Origin of the sequence: Streptomyces sp. NPDC058308 (genome assembly GCF_042880275.1) — a bacterium.
Classification (GTDB): Bacteria; Actinomycetota; Actinomycetes; order Streptomycetales; family Streptomycetaceae; genus Streptomyces.
The window spans coordinates 42927-56800 of sequence record NZ_JBHVZA010000027.1 but is presented as its reverse complement, the minus strand read 5'-3'; the positions used below and the strand labels follow the sequence as shown (position 1 = coordinate 56800).

At 71.2% G+C, this 13874-nt stretch carries 11 protein-coding genes and 1 pseudogene; 10 read left to right on the top strand and 2 right to left on the bottom strand.

Annotated features, from left to right (window positions below; all coding sequences use genetic code 11):
* Position 1 precedes the first annotated feature (1 nt).
* Genes ACFVYL_RS30145 through ACFVYL_RS30110 form a run of 8 tightly spaced genes read left to right on the top strand, consistent with a single transcriptional unit; the run spans position 2 to position 11194 of the window.
* The gene (locus tag ACFVYL_RS30145; protein WP_389721474.1) at positions 2-1156 is read left to right on the top strand and encodes a phage late control D family protein; all 1155 of its coding nucleotides are present in this window, start codon (positions 2-4) and stop codon (positions 1154-1156) included.
* Positions 1153-1848, top strand: a complete 696-nt coding sequence (locus tag ACFVYL_RS30140; RefSeq protein WP_389721472.1) for a phage baseplate assembly protein V — start codon at positions 1153-1155, stop codon at positions 1846-1848. The genes ACFVYL_RS30145 and ACFVYL_RS30140 overlap by 4 nt, the downstream gene beginning before the upstream one ends.
* A gap of 4 nt (positions 1849-1852) precedes the next feature.
* Positions 1853-2341, top strand: a complete 489-nt coding sequence (locus ACFVYL_RS30135) for a hypothetical protein (protein ID WP_389721470.1) — start codon at positions 1853-1855, stop codon at positions 2339-2341.
* Positions 2342-2380: 39 nt separating this feature from the next.
* A complete protein-coding gene (locus tag ACFVYL_RS30130; protein ID WP_389721468.1) occupies positions 2381-2743 on the top strand; it encodes a GPW/gp25 family protein in 363 nt (120 codons plus the stop codon).
* A gap of 33 nt (positions 2744-2776) precedes the next feature.
* The gene (locus tag ACFVYL_RS30125; protein ID WP_389721466.1) at positions 2777-4351 is read left to right on the top strand and encodes a baseplate J/gp47 family protein; all 1575 of its coding nucleotides are present in this window, start codon (positions 2777-2779) and stop codon (positions 4349-4351) included.
* 6 nt (positions 4352-4357) lie between these two features.
* Positions 4358-6397, top strand: coding sequence for a hypothetical protein (locus ACFVYL_RS30120; protein WP_389721464.1), 2040 nt, complete (start codon positions 4358-4360; stop codon positions 6395-6397).
* Between the two features lie 56 nt (positions 6398-6453).
* A complete protein-coding gene (locus ACFVYL_RS30115) occupies positions 6454-8001 on the top strand; it encodes an IPT/TIG domain-containing protein (protein ID WP_389721462.1) in 1548 nt (515 codons plus the stop codon).
* A gap of 13 nt (positions 8002-8014) precedes the next feature.
* Complete coding sequence (locus ACFVYL_RS30110; protein WP_389721460.1) at positions 8015-11194, top strand: hypothetical protein; 3180 nt, start codon at positions 8015-8017, stop codon at positions 11192-11194.
* Positions 11195-11238: 44 nt separating this feature from the next.
* Here ACFVYL_RS30110 and ACFVYL_RS30105 read toward each other — a convergent pair.
* Positions 11239-11426 (bottom strand): annotated as a pseudogene (locus ACFVYL_RS30105) (SAM-dependent methyltransferase); the annotation flags it as partial.
* Positions 11427-11578: 152 nt separating this feature from the next.
* On the opposite strand from ACFVYL_RS30105, the gene ACFVYL_RS30100 reads away from it, so the two are divergent.
* The gene (locus ACFVYL_RS30100; RefSeq protein ID WP_389721458.1) at positions 11579-12412 is read left to right on the top strand and encodes a hypothetical protein; all 834 of its coding nucleotides are present in this window, start codon (positions 11579-11581) and stop codon (positions 12410-12412) included.
* 114 nt (positions 12413-12526) lie between these two features.
* Positions 12527-13372 carry a slipin family protein gene (locus ACFVYL_RS30095; protein ID WP_389721456.1) on the top strand — a complete coding sequence of 282 codons (846 nt, stop codon included), beginning with the start codon at positions 12527-12529 and terminating at the stop codon, positions 13370-13372.
* On the opposite strand, the gene ACFVYL_RS30090 is transcribed toward ACFVYL_RS30095, so the two are convergent.
* Positions 13280-13798: a GNAT family N-acetyltransferase gene (locus ACFVYL_RS30090; protein WP_389721454.1), complete on the bottom strand. Its 519-nt coding sequence runs from the start codon at positions 13796-13798 to the stop codon at positions 13280-13282. The two genes, ACFVYL_RS30095 and ACFVYL_RS30090, sit on opposite strands and share 93 nt — an antisense overlap.
* Positions 13799-13874 lie beyond the last annotated feature (76 nt).

Below are 13874 nucleotides of genomic sequence, written 5' to 3'. Positions count from 1 at the left end.
CGTGCGCCACGACGACCTGCGCATCGACATCGACGGCGTGGAGGCCGCGGACCTCTACGCGGACCTGCTGAACCTGGAGGTCGAGCTCGACGAGGAACTGGCCGGGATGTTCCGGATGACGCTGGCGCTGCTGCTGCGCCCCGACGGGTCGTGGACGTACCTGGACGACGAGCGGCTCACGGTGTGGCGGCGGGTGCGGGTCACCGCGGGCTTGCAGGACGACGCGCAGCCACTGCTGACCGGCTACATCACGCACGTCCGCCCGGACTTCGGCCCCGGGCTCGACGCCTGCCGGCTCCAGGTGTGGGGTACGGACGCCAGCGTCCTGATGGACCGCGTGGAGCGGCTCAAGGACTGGCCGAACAAGAAGGACAGCGACATCGCGAGCGAGACGTTCCAGGCGTACGGGCTGACGCCGCAGGTGACCGACACGGGGATCGTCCACGACGAGGCGGTGTCGACCGTCATCCAGCGCGAGACCGACATCCAGTTGCTCAGGCGGCTGGCCGTGCGCAACGGTTTCGAGTGCTTCGTGGACGGCGACAGGGGCTACTTCCGTCCGCCGGCCGTCGACGACACCCCGCAGCCGGTGCTCGCGGTGCACTTCGGGGAAGAGACGAACGTCAACCGGTTCAGCCTGGAGGTCGACGCGCTGGCCCCCACGGACGTCGCGATGTTCCAGATCGACCACATCGCCGGCGACGTGCTGGAAGCGCACGCGGTCCCCGGCTCCCGGACCGCCCTGGGCGCGGTGCCGGCCGCCGGTGTCCTCGGCCCCGGCATGGAGCCCGGGCTCGTGTACGTGGCGCAGAGCGTGGCCACCGGCGTACCGGAGATGACCGAAATCTGCCAGAGCGTCTACGACCAGGCCGAGTGGCTGGTGACCGGGGAGGGCGAGGTCGCCGCCAACGAGTACGGCAGCATCCTGCGGCCCCGCACCACCGTCACCGTCAAGGGCGTCGGGGCGACGCACAGCGGCGTCTACTACGTCGCGCACGTCACCCACAGGTTCACCCTCGACGGCTACCTCCAGACGTTCCGCATCAAGCGCAACGCGCTGGCGCCCAAGGGCGACGAGGACTTCTCGACCGGCGGGGCCGACGCGGCGGCCGGACTCCTTGCCGCGGGCGCCCTGGCCGCGGAGGTGTCGCCGTGACGCTGGAGCGCATCGTGGCCGGCCTGGTGGAGGACACCGGGCGGCGCTGCTACGGCAAGTACCGGGGCACGGTGGTGGACAACGACGACCCTTCGCGCCTCGGCCGGCTGCGGCTCACCGTCGCGGACGTCCTTGGCCCGGAGGTCGTCACCGGCTGGGCCACGCCCTGCGTCCCGTACGGAGGGGCCGCGGGGCAGGGGTTGCTGTTCATTCCGGAGCGCGAGGCCGGGGTGTGGGTCGAGTTCGAGCGGGGAGACACGGAGTTCCCCATCTGGGTCGGTACGTACTGGAGCAGGCCGGGCGACGAGAGCCAGGTGCCGAAGCCGCGCTCCGACGCCGGCACCGAGGACGCACAAGCGGTGCAGTCGCCCCCGACCGCGAAGATCCTCGCCACTCTCAAGGGGCACACCATCCAGTTGGAGGACGCCGACGGCAAGGAACGGGTCCTCGTCCGCGAGGGCAGCCGCGGCCATCTCCTGACGATGGATCAGTCCGGGGTCACGGTCACCGACGCGGGCGGCAACACCGTCTCGCTCACCGACGACGGCATCCGCATCACCGACGCCACCGGCAACTCTCTCCAGATGTCCGCCGACGCCGTCACCCTCACCGCGAAAACGCCCCTCACCATCAACGCCGCCGGCCAGAGCGTGACGGTGGTCGCCGACAGTATCGATCTGAAGAAGGGCTGAATCGATGGCCAAGAGCATCGCCGTCAAGGGCGACAGCGTGCGGGGCACCGACACGCACAAGGTCTCGGGCACCCTCGAAAACGGCACGACGCCCTACGTGGGCCTCGGGAAGTACGCCTACCAGGGCTCGATCACAAAAGGGCTCAGCGACTTCGTACGGATCAACGGCGTGCCGGTGGCCCTGGTCACCAGCGGCAGCACCCTCGACGCGGGCCAGACCGCGCCGGGCCCCCCACCCGGCGGCCACGCCGGGCCCGCCGGCAGCGACTTCGTGCCCGCCGCGCCCAAACCCCTCGCCACCTCGCTGTCGATCCTCGACATCCCGCTCGGCGGCGGCACACCCGGCGCCAGTGCGGGCAGCGGGCTGCTGACCATCGGCGGCGTCAAGGTACTGCTCGACAAGGACGTGATCGACACGTGCAGCGGCCTGCCCACACCCGGCGAGTCGAAGGTCAGCGCACAGCAGCAGTCGCTGGTGGCCTGCTCCCAGTGACCGGCGTACGAGCGGCGAAGCGAGAGGGAGGGGGCGAGCGTGGCGACAGGGTTCGGATTCCCGTTCGACGTCAACGCGGCCGGTGCCATCGTGCCGGAGCCCGACGAGAGCGCGGAGTTACGCGGCAAGGTCATCCAGGTGCTGTTCACGGCCCCCGGGGAGCGGATCAACCAACCGGAGTTCGGGTGCGGCCTTTTCAACCTGGTCTTCGACCCCGCCAACACGATCCTGGCCGCGGCCGTCGAGTTCACCGTCGGCCAGGCGCTGACCCGGTGGCTGGGAGACGACCTCGTGGTCAGCGGAGTGGACGTACAGGCGCAGGAAGAGACGCTGTCCGTCGAGGTGGCCTACGTACGGCGCCAGGACCTCGCCCGGCAGGCGGTCAGGGTGCAGTTCCGGTGAGCGGGAACGGGAACGGACGAGCGGGGACGCAGCATGGCTGAGATCAAGAGGACGGACGACCGGCCGGTCATCGACTACATGGCCCGCGACTACGAGAGCCTGCTCGCGTCCATGCGCGGGCTGATCCCACAGAAACTGCCGGAGTGGAAGGACTTCGCGGACGAGGCCGACTTCGGCAACGTACTGCTGCAACTGTTCGCGCATCTCGGCGACATCATCAGCTACTACCAGGACCGGGTGGCCAACGAGAGTTTCCTCGGCACCGCCCGCACCCGGCGCAGCGTCATCGAACACCTGCGGCTCATCGGCTACGAACTGGGCACCGCGGCCCCCGCGGCGGCCTCGCTGAGCCTGACCGTGCCCGGCACCGTCACCGCGACGGTCACCGTGGCGCGGGGGGACGCGTTCGCGACCAAGAGCCGGCGCGACAAGCCGAGCGTCAGGTTCGAGTACACCCGCGAGGCGCCGCTCGTCATCGACTTCTCGAAGCTGGCGGCCGACCCGGCGAGCGGCCGGAAGGTCTTCGGGCCGGCGCAGGGCGGCATCCCGGTCGAGGAGGGCCGGCTGATCAGGGACGAGCTGCTCGGCACGTCCGACAACTCGCCGAACCAGCGCTTCCCCCTCGCCCACCCCGGGCTGCTCCTGCGGCCGGCGGGCCCCGCCGCGCAGGCGGGCCGGGACGTGGTGGTGGAGAGCCAGCTCGCGTCGGTGCCCTCCGTGTGGACGCTGCGGGAGAGCCTGGCGTTCAGCCAGGCGGGGCAGCGCGACTACCGGGTGGAGATCGACGACGCCGACCGGGCCACCGTCGTCTTCGGCGACGGCACGTTCGGCGCGATCCCCCCGCAGGCCGCGGCGATCCGGGCCACGTACCGCGTCGGCGGCGGCTCGGCGGGCAACGTGCCCGCGGGCGCGGTGACCACCATCGTCGGTGCGCCCCAGCTCGCGCTGCTCGGCGCGACGGTCAGCAACCCGGCCCCCGCGACCGGCGGCGCGGAGCGCGAGGACATCGCGCACGCCGTGCAGCACGCCCCCGCCGTGTTCCGCTCCCTGCGCCGCGCGGTGACCGCCGCCGACTACGAGGCGCTCGCCCTCAGCTTCAAGGGCGTCGGCAAGGTCCGCGCCGAGGCCACCGGCTGGAACCAGGTGACGCTGCACGTCGCGCCGCAGGGCGGCGGCAAGGTCAGCGACGTGCTGGAGGCCGACCTCAAGGGCTTCTTCGAGGACAAGCGGATGCTCAGCCAGCTCATCGAGGTCTCCGACGTCGACTACGTCCCGATTCGCGTGACGGCCGAGCTGGCGGTCGAGAGTTTCTACGTACGGGAAGACGTCGTCGCCCAGGTCCAGCAGGCCGCCGCCCGCCTGCTGGACTTCGAGCGGGTCGACTTCAACCAGACGGTGTACCTCAGCAAGTTCTACGAGGAGACGCAGGACGTTCCCGGCGTCGTCTTCGTGAACATCACCGAGTTCCGGCGCGGGGACCGGACGGGCGCGCCGGTCGAGCCGCACGGCACCCTCGTGCTCGGCTCGAACGAGGTGCCCGTCGTCCCGCTGGAGCCCGATTACCGCCTCGGCCTGAAGGTCATCGTCCTCGAACAGGGAAGGAGGTGACGGACGGTGCGGCTGACGGACATCACGGCCACCGCCCACCCCTTTGGCAACAGGATCGACCTGAGCTGGCACAACCCCGATCCGGGGCGCGCGCCCGGAACCCGCGTGGTGCGCCGGGAGGGCACCCATCCGACCGGCCCCGACGACGGCCGGCTCATCGCCCACACGATCGGCCCCGACACGCGCACCGTCGACACCGGCATCCGGGGCGGGACGGTCTACTACTACACGCTGTTCCCGTTCAGCGGCTCCCCCGTGCCCACGTACGACCCCGACCCGCACAACCACGCGTCCGCCATGGCCACCTCGCGGTACGACTTCGCGAGTCTGCTCTACGGCATGCTGCCGGCGATCTACCGCCGCTACGACGCCGGCCGCACCCCTGTGGCGGGCAGCGGCCTGCCGGCCGACCGCGACAAGGGGCAGCTCCGCCGCTTCCTGGACCTGCCCGGCGGCGAACTCGACCGGATCTACAGCCTCGTCCGCGCCGGCCTCGATCTCGGCGACCTCGACCGGGTCGACGGCCGGCTGCTGCCGCTCCTCGCGCAGTGGATCGGCTGGCAGACCGATTTCGGGCTGCCGGTGGACGCGCAGCGCAACGAGGTCAGGTTCGCGCCGCGCATCTACCGGACCATCGGCGGGGTGCCCACGCTGGACGCCACCGTGGCCCGGGTCACCGGCTGGACCAGCCGTACCAAGGAGTACGTCCACAACGTGGCGCGCACCAACCAGCCGGAGCGGCTGAACCTGTGGTCCGCGCTGCGCGATGCCTCCGGCGTCTTCGCGCCCGCGGCGCTCGCGTCCGTCAACTTCGCCCATGACGGGCGGCCGGTGGCGCTGCGCGAGGCGGACGGTTCGTCGCTGTTCTTCTTCCACACCCGCCGGCCGCACGGCTGGGACATCTGGATGAAACGGTTCGCGGGCGGGAAGTGGGAGCCCAGCGCCCCGCGGGTGGACCGGCCGGGCATCGACAAGCACCCTTCGGTGGCCGTGCAGGGCGCCGGGATCGTGTGGCTGTTCTGGCAGGGGTACGACCCGGAGCAGCCGCCCGCGGACCGCAAGTGGCGGATCTGGTTCAGCGTGCGGACGGGTCCTGCCACCTGGTCGGCGCCCGCCGTGTTCGGGGACACCGCCACCGAGCGGCGGATGCCCACCGCGGTCGCGGACAACGCCGGCGGGCTGTGGCTGTTCTGGCTGGAGGCGGTGGGCGACGGCTGGGAGCTGCGCTACAACCGCAACGTCGGCGGTGCCTGGCTGCCCGCGCCGCTGACCCTGCCGACGGACGGCGGCCGGCCGCCGCGGGTGGAGGACGACTTGTTCGTCCTGTTCCATCCGACGAGCACGACCCAGCGGCTGTGGCTGTTCTGGGCGCGGCACGAGAGCGGCGGCCCGCCGGGCCAGTCCCGCTGGAGCATCGTGCACCGGGTCAAGGCGGGGCTCGACCCGGCGGTCTCGGACTGGTCCCCGATCCGTGCGCTGCCGAAGGCCGGTGCCGACTACCACGACCGGCAGCCCGCCGCGCTGCTGACCGCCGACGGCAACATCGAGGTGTTCTGGAGTTCGACGCAGAACGGCGGCTGGTCCCTGAGCCGCAACGTCCTCGCCGTGACCCCGCTCACGTGGGGGACCAACCAGCGGATCGGAGACGGGCCGTACGCGCGGCGCGGCCCATACGCCGTGGACACACCGTCCGGCACTCTGTTGGTGCACCGCTCCAACGAGAGCCTGGAGTACGCGAGCGCGGACTACGGTGCGACTCGCACCGTGGATCACCGGTACGCGGGGACGACCACCGTCGACGCCACGGGCGCGGCCAAGCTGGGGCTCCGCGGCCGGTTCGAGGACTTCCAGACGTATACGTACGACGCCGGGACCGGCGGCGTGCGCACCAACGACGACCGCATCGGGCGGGACACCGTCGGCCTGTTCCTCGCGCCGCCGGGCACCGCCGATCCGGACCAGGTCAAGGCGATGGTCTCCCGGCTGGCCGGCGTCCTCGCCGACGCCATGCCGGTCACCGCGCGCCCCGTCTTCATCATTCCGTAGCCATCGAGCAGAGCCATCTCGCCGTACCGGAGCAACGCCGCAGAAGGAGGGGAACCGTGGCGGACTATTCGCAGTCACCGCTGGAACTGCTGCTGGCCAACCAGCAGAAGGGGTACGTGGGCATCCACGTCGAGCAGGGTGTGCCGGTCCTGGACCGGGACCTGAACCTGTTGCAGGACCTGATCTCGGCGACGGTCCGCGCGGTCATCAGCCGCTACGTCGGCAACGGGGCCGCGGCCGGGGCCAACGGCTTCGCCGTGCAGGCGCTGCCCACCGGGCAGAACGGTCAGGACTTCCTCATCGCGGCCGGCGATGCCGGAGGGCCCGGCAGCGCGCTGGTCGGCGGCGTCGAGGTGGTCGTCCCGGCGGCGGTGACGTACAAGAGCCAGCCGGGCCTGCCCGCGCTCACGGCGCCCACGGCGGCGCAGCCCGATCCGCGGACGGACACCGTGTACCTGGACGTCTCGCTGGCCGAGGTGGACGGCACGGTGGACGCGGAGCTGAACAACAGCCGCGACGTGGGCGTCCAGACGTCCGTACGGCTCAAGCCGGTGTGGGTGGTGCGGGTCAGTGAGGGGGACGCGGTGCCGGCGCCGCCGTCCGGACACAGCTTCTACCCGCTGGCCTCCCTCCAGCGGCCCCGGGGGGTGGCGACCATCGAAGCAGCCATGATCGGCGATCTGCGGCAGCGCCGGCTGACCGTCTCCGACATGGAGCGCAGGATGAGCCTGATGGAGCGGACGCTGCTGCTGCCCGCGTTCACGGTCCCGGCGCCCGGGCAGCCGCAGTTCGTGCCCAAGAGCGGCGTCATCGGGCAGCCGGTCACCCTGAACGGCAGCAACTTCGCCGTCGCCCCGGTGACCGTGCGCTTCGGCGACCTGCCCGCGAAGATCGTGGGCGGGGCGTCGTCGACGCAGGTCGTGGCCCGGGTGCCGGGCGGGCTGACCCCCGGGGGTGTCTCCGCGGCCGTCAGGATCACCGTCAGCAACCTGGGCGGCTCGGTGATCAGCGACGACACGTTCACGGCGGACCCCGCGCCGGCGTTCACCGAGCCGACCACCCAGTTCGGCCCGGGCAACGGCACCCCGGGCACGCAGGTGACGCTCAACGGGTTCAACTTCAACGCCGCCGGCACGCAGGTGCGCTTCGCGGCCGTGGCCGCCACGGTGGTCGGCGTGCCGACCGCCACCCGCATGGTCGTCCAGGTGCCGGCAGGCCTGGTGCCCGCGGGCAGCACCAACGCCGACGTCAAGATCACCGTGACCAACCCGGCGGGCAGCATCGTCAGCGACGACCCGTTCCGGGCCGAACTGAACATCCCCGCCCCGACCTTCGCCACCACGCCGCCCCAGTTCTCCCCGAAGTCCGGGGTGGCCGGCCAGCAGCCCATCATCCTCAACGGCAACAACTTCAACTTCACCCCGGTCACGGTCAAGTTCGACACCTTCACCGCGGTGATCATCGGCACGCCCTCCGCCACCCAGATTTCCGTACGGGTGCCCGCAGGGATGACGCCGCCCGGCACCACCAAGGACATGAAGCTCTCGGTCACCACCGCGGGTGGCACCGCCACCAGCACGGACATATTCACGATCAACGGTTAGGAAGGGAATGCTCATGGCGTTCCACGTCTATCCCGATCCGCAGACCGCCGCGCTCACCGTCAACACCGGGTCCCCGGTCTTCGTCGGCATCGACCAGTTGGCCGGGCCGCGCGACCAGGGCGGCTACGCGAAGATGATGTACGTCCGGGTGTGCGCGACGGGCGCCGTCGAACTCCCGACGCTGTTCATCCGGGCGGGACACCCCGACACCCCGGCCACCCCCGGCGACACCGAGGGACCCGCGGTGGAGATCACCGGATTCACCGGCGGGGTGTTCAACAAGACCACGTACCTGGGCGACGTGAAACGCGACGTCGAGGCCGACAACGTGGCCATCATCCGTATGGGGTTCGACCAGGCGGGCACCGCGGAGACCTGGCGGCTGGGTTTCCAGAACAACAACGCGGGTGGCGCGCCCGTCGAGTTCACCTGGGTGGTGGCCGACGCGGCCACCGACACGGCCAAGCCCTGGCTCGACATCTCGCCGGGCACGGTGTCCACCTTCCTCTCCCTCGTCAACAAGTCCGACTCGGACAGCGTGCGGGTGTCCAACAAGGGCACCGCCCCGCTGACCATCGCCACGGCGGGCTCCCTTCCGGCCAGCGGCTTCACGGTCACCTCGCCCCTGCCGCTGACCGTACGCCCCTCCCGCACGGAGACCCTCTCGCTCCGGTTCACCGCGCCCGCCGCGCCCCCGCCGGACAACAAGACCACCCTGACCACGAACATCGTCGTGACACCACCGGACCCCACGGTGGGCACCTCCGCCGGCCACAACCAGCAACTCGCGTTGACCGCCGTCACGCAGAAGCTGGAGGTCGTCCTCCTGCTCGACTCCTCGGGCAGCATGGGCGGCAACCCGGTCGGTGGTCCCCCCGCCACCGTCGCGGAGTCCCGCTGGGGGGAGCTGACCACGGCGGCCAAGGGGTTCCTGCACCTCCTCGGCCTCTTCGCCGACAACGGTGGCCGGTTCGGCATCGCCCGCTTCCCCGCAGTGGGCGCCGGCCCCGCCGGCTTCGACATCGTCCCGATGAAGCAGATCGCGGCCTCCGAGATGGACGAAGCGGGCACCGCCGTCGAGGCCATCGTGCCCACCGGCAGCACCCCGATGGGCGACGGCCTCGACCACGTCCTCGCGCCCGCCACCAGCTACTTCGGCACCGACCCGCTCAGCGTCAACACCAGCCGCCGCTGGCTGATCATGATGAGCGACGGGGCACACAACTCGGGCACGCACAACCCGAAGGAGTTCACCGCACCACCCAACGGCACGGCGCCCACCGGCACCTCGCTCGCCGAGAAGAAGATCACGATGTACGGCATCGGGTACGGCGTCGAGGGGCACACCGACGTCGACCACATCCTGATCAAGACCCTCGCCGACGGCTCGTTCGGCGGCGTCTCGCACAGCGTCACGGAACCGGGGTTCACCCCCACCCAACTCGGCGCGGTCCTGCGCAACGCCCTCAAGGAGGGCCTGACCGACGCCTCCTCCCCCGCCGATCCGCCGGGCGTGTTCGTCTTCGGCGAGCGGGAGATCCGCCACGAGACGGTCATCACCCCGTACGACGACAAGGCCGCCTTCGTCCTGGACTGGAACACCCCCGACGCCAGCAGGCTGCGGCTGGAACTGCTGACCCCGAACTGCGAACTGATCACGCCGGAGAACGCGGGCCAGGGCAGGTTCTCCCAGGTCACCTTCCACGGCGGCACGCGCTCGAACATGTACCTGATCCCCCGGGACTTCCTGCGGGGCGACAGTGGCTCCGAGGGGGCCACCGGCACGTCCGGCACCCGGGGGCGCGACGGCACCTGGCGGCTGCTCGTCAGCTCCGGCGGCGGAGTCATCGGCGCCGCGGACACGACGGGCGCGACGGGCGCGACGAGCGAGGGCGATCCCGACGTCGAGCACTACGTCTACGACGTGCTCACCGACTCGACGCTGCGCCTGGAGGTCAGCCAGGACAAGGGCACCTACTTCGCCGGGGACCCGATCACCGTCACCGGCCGCCTCACCGCCGAAGGCCGGCCGGTGACCGGCGCCGCGGTATCGCTGTCCACCACCGCGCCGGTGCGGTCGACGGACAACCAGATCGCCGCGCTGCGCGTACCCGCCGAGGCGCTGAAGCGCGCCGAGGAGCTGCTCGCCGGCAAGGACGCCACCCCGCTGCTCGTCAGGCAGTTGGGGGCCCAGCTCGCCGGGCTGAACATCGACGGCAGCCGCCGCGAGCACGTCCAGGCGATGAGCGACGCGGACGGCACCGGCAACTACCGGGCCACCGTCACGGACACGTCGGTCCCGAAGCAGTACGTCTTCTACCTGTCCGCCACCGGCATCACCGCCGACGGCACCAGCTTCCACCGCGAGAGCAAGCAGGAGACGCTCGTCATGGTGCGGCCCGAGCCGCAGCACACCCGGATCGACCTCAACCAGACCGGGCCCGGCCAGATCGACGCGACCGTCATCCCGCGGGACCGGTTCGGCAACGTCCTGCTGATCAACCCCGACACGGCCGGCGGCTTCGGCCTCACCGCGCTCGGCGGCAAGCCCGGCGCGCTGACCAGCCGGCTCGACGGCTCGTACACCGGCACGGTGACGTTCGACCCGAAGGTCAACCCCGCCATCGGCCTGCAGTTCGGCGGCGAGGACGTGCTCGTACCGAAGCACACGCCGCCGGTCGGCGACCTGCGGTACGTCAACCGCGTCATCAAGTTCGAGGCAGGCGCGATCAAGGACGCCAACCAGCACGCCGACGCGCGCGCGGTGCTCGGCAGCGTCGTCGACAAGCCCGCGGGAACGTTCGTCTCGCTCGGCGCGGCGGGCCGGCTGGAGGTCGGCATCACCCGCCTGGTCATCCTGGCCGCCGGCGGCGACGACGACGTCACCGTGTTCGTCCGGCCGGACACGGACCTGCGCGCGTACCGGGTGGAGGCGTACGCGGTGGAGCGCCGCGGGTGGGTGGAGCTCGGCGAGTCCATCGGCGTCACCCAGTCGTTCGGGCTGCGCCCGGCCCACCTGAAGTTCACCATCGCCCTGCGCATCACCGACATCAGCGGCCGTACGCGCGACGACGCGTTCGTGGCGCTGGCCACCCCGGGGGTGAGCCTGCGCGGCGTCGGGGCGCTGAAGACGGCCAAGGACCTGCCGTGCCGACCGGACCAGTTGCCCAACTGGTTCCCCTGGGCACGGTAGGCACGGGCCGCCCGCCCCGCGAGGGGCGGGCGGTTCTCCGTCCAGCACACGTCGAGGCCCGCGTCGAAGGGTCCCAGGGGCTTCAGCGCGTCGGCTGTCGCCGCCAGGAACCGGCCAGGCGAACGGAAGGGAGTCCGGTCGAACTTCGGGGCGAGCAGGTCGTATCCGTGCTCGTGGACGAGAACGCCTGAACGGCGAGCTCACGCAGCGTGGGACCCTGGGAGGAGAACATCGGCTCCAGAGCAGTCAGGGGGCGGCCGCGCGGGCCGCCGGGCGGGGTGGTGGCGTGGCCGGATAGCGCCACAAGGTCTATCGGGGGGCGGTACGGGTCCGGTAGAGGTTCACTCCTGCCCCAGACCCGTTCCACGCTCCCGGAGGTGCTCCATGGCCACAGACCGGCACAGGACAAGGACCGCATCGGGCAAGACCCGATTCGACGACATCTACGACCAGCCGGACCCGCGCACCTACTTCAGGACGCTGGCGCCGTACGAGTACGAGATCCCGCAGCACGCCCAGGCGGTCTTCCGCCGCACCCGCGAGCTGCGCGCCCGGCTGGCCGGCAGCGAGGGCCCCGTGACGGTCCTCGACCTGTGCTGCTCGTACGGCATCAACGCGGCGCTGCTCAACCACGAGCTGACCCTCGCCGACCTGTACGCGCACTACACCTCCGAGGAGGCCGCCGCGCTCACGCCGGACGAACTCGTCGAGCGCGACAAGGAGTTCTACGCCTCGCGGCGGCGCCCCGACGCCACCCCGGTGATCGGCCTCGACCTGGCGGCGAACGCCACCCGCTACGCGCTGGACGCGGGACTGCTCGACGAGGCGTATGCCGAGAACCTGGAGCGGCATCCGCCCAGCGCCGGGCTGCGCCGCGCGGTCGCCCGCACGGGTCTGATCACGGTCACCGGCGGTATCGGCTACATATCGCACCGTACGTTCGACGCCCTGCTCGACGCCGCGCGGCAGCCGGTGTGGGTGAGCGCGTTCGTGCTCCGGACGGTGCCCTACCGCCGCATCGCCGACACCCTGGCCGCGCACGGCCTCACCACGGTCACGGACTCCTCGCGCACCTATGTGCAGCGGCTCTTCACCAGTCCCGAGGAGCGTCGCGACGCCGTCCGGCAGGTGATCCTCGCCGGTGAGGATCCCACGGGGTACGAGTCGGACGGGCGGTATCACACCCGGCTGCACGAGTCCCGGCCGCGCACCGACTGATCGATGTCCTGTGGTCGAGCCTCCCCCCGGGCGACCCGAAGGGGGCTCGACCACAGGACATATACGGGCATATCGTGAAAGCAGCGGTCGGCTCAAACCTCAGGGGGTCGCGCCATGGTCCAGGAACTGCTGACAGCGGGCGCCGCGGCCGCCTCGGGCTGTCTGCTGTACGCGATGGCGGCGGCCCGCGTGATCAAGCAGTACGAGCGCGGTGTGGTGTTCCGTCTGGGCCGGCTCTCCGGCCAGGTCCGCGGTCCCGGTTTCACGATGGTGGTCCCCGGTATCGACCGGTTGCGCAAGGTCAACATGCAGATCGTGACGATGCCGGTGCCCGCGCAGGACGGCATCACCCGGGACAACGTCACGGTCCGGGTGGACGCGGTCATCTACTTCAAGGTGGTCGACGCGGCCAACGCCGTCGTGGAGGTGGAGGACTACCGGTTCGCGGTCTCGCAGATGGCGCAGACCTCGCTGCGCTCCATCATCGGCAAGAGCGATCTGGACGACCTGCTGTCCAACCGCGAAAAGCTCAACCAGGGCCTGGAGTTGATGATCGACTCCCCGGCCATCGGCTGGGGCGTACAGATCGACCGCGTCGAGATCAAGGACGTCTCCCTGCCCGAGACGATGAAGCGGTCCATGGCCCGCCAGGCCGAGGCCGACCGCGAGCGGCGGGCCCGCGTCATCAACGCCGACGCCGAACTCCAGGCCTCCAAGAAGCTCGCCGAGGCCGCACACGAGATGTCCGAGGAGCCCGCCGCCCTCCAACTCCGCCTCCTGCAGACCGTGGTGGCCGTCGCCGCCGAGAAGAACTCCACCCTCGTCCTGCCCTTCCCCGTCGAACTGCTCCGCTTCCTGGAACGGGCGTCAGAGCGTCAGGGCGAAGCTGGTCCCCGGAACGCCGCCCAGCCGCACGTCCCCGACCGGCACGAAGCCGGTGCGGGTGAGCACGGCCCGTGAGCCCGGGTTGTCGTGCGTCGTCGCGGCGCGCAGGCCGGTCAGCCCGTACGTGGTGACAGCGAGGTCGCAGACCTGCCGGACGGCCCAGGTGGCGAGCCCCTGGCCGGTGGCCTTCTCCGCGATCCGGTAACCGAGCTCCGCGCAGCCGTCCGCCAGGTCGAGCAGGTTGATCCGCCCGACGATCTCTCCCCCGTCGCCGACCAGCACGTGGAAGCGGCAGACGCCCGCGGCCTGCTCATCCAGGAGGGCGTGGTGGCGCGCGTCGAAGTCGCGGAAGTAGGCGTCGCCGCGGTCGGGGACCGTCGCGGCGAAGTAGGCGCGGTTCGTCTCCTCGAAGGAGAGCAGCGCGGGCGCGTGATCGGGCCGAAGAAGCTGCAGCTCGGGACGGGGTGTCGGGACGGATGCGCGAGAGCCTGGTGCGGACATGGGGGAACCCTACGAATTCCGTCGGCGGGGAGCGACGGAAATTATCGGCAGCACCGACGGCCGGGACGTGCTCCGT

Coding starts and splice junctions, on each gene's coding strand:
- ACFVYL_RS30125 (WP_389721466.1), top strand. CDS start 2,777: ATGGCTGAGATCAAGAGGACGGACGACCGGCCGGTCATCGACTACATG.
- ACFVYL_RS30135 (WP_389721470.1), top strand. CDS start 1,853: ATGGCCAAGAGCATCGCCGTCAAGGGCGACAGCGTGCGGGGCACCGAC.
- ACFVYL_RS30110 (WP_389721460.1), top strand. CDS start 8,015: ATGGCGTTCCACGTCTATCCCGATCCGCAGACCGCCGCGCTCACCGTC.
- ACFVYL_RS30095 (WP_389721456.1), top strand. CDS start 12,527: ATGGTCCAGGAACTGCTGACAGCGGGCGCCGCGGCCGCCTCGGGCTGT.
- ACFVYL_RS30100 (WP_389721458.1), top strand. CDS start 11,579: ATGGCCACAGACCGGCACAGGACAAGGACCGCATCGGGCAAGACCCGA.
- ACFVYL_RS30090 (WP_389721454.1), bottom strand. CDS start 13,798: ATGTCCGCACCAGGCTCTCGCGCATCCGTCCCGACACCCCGTCCCGAG.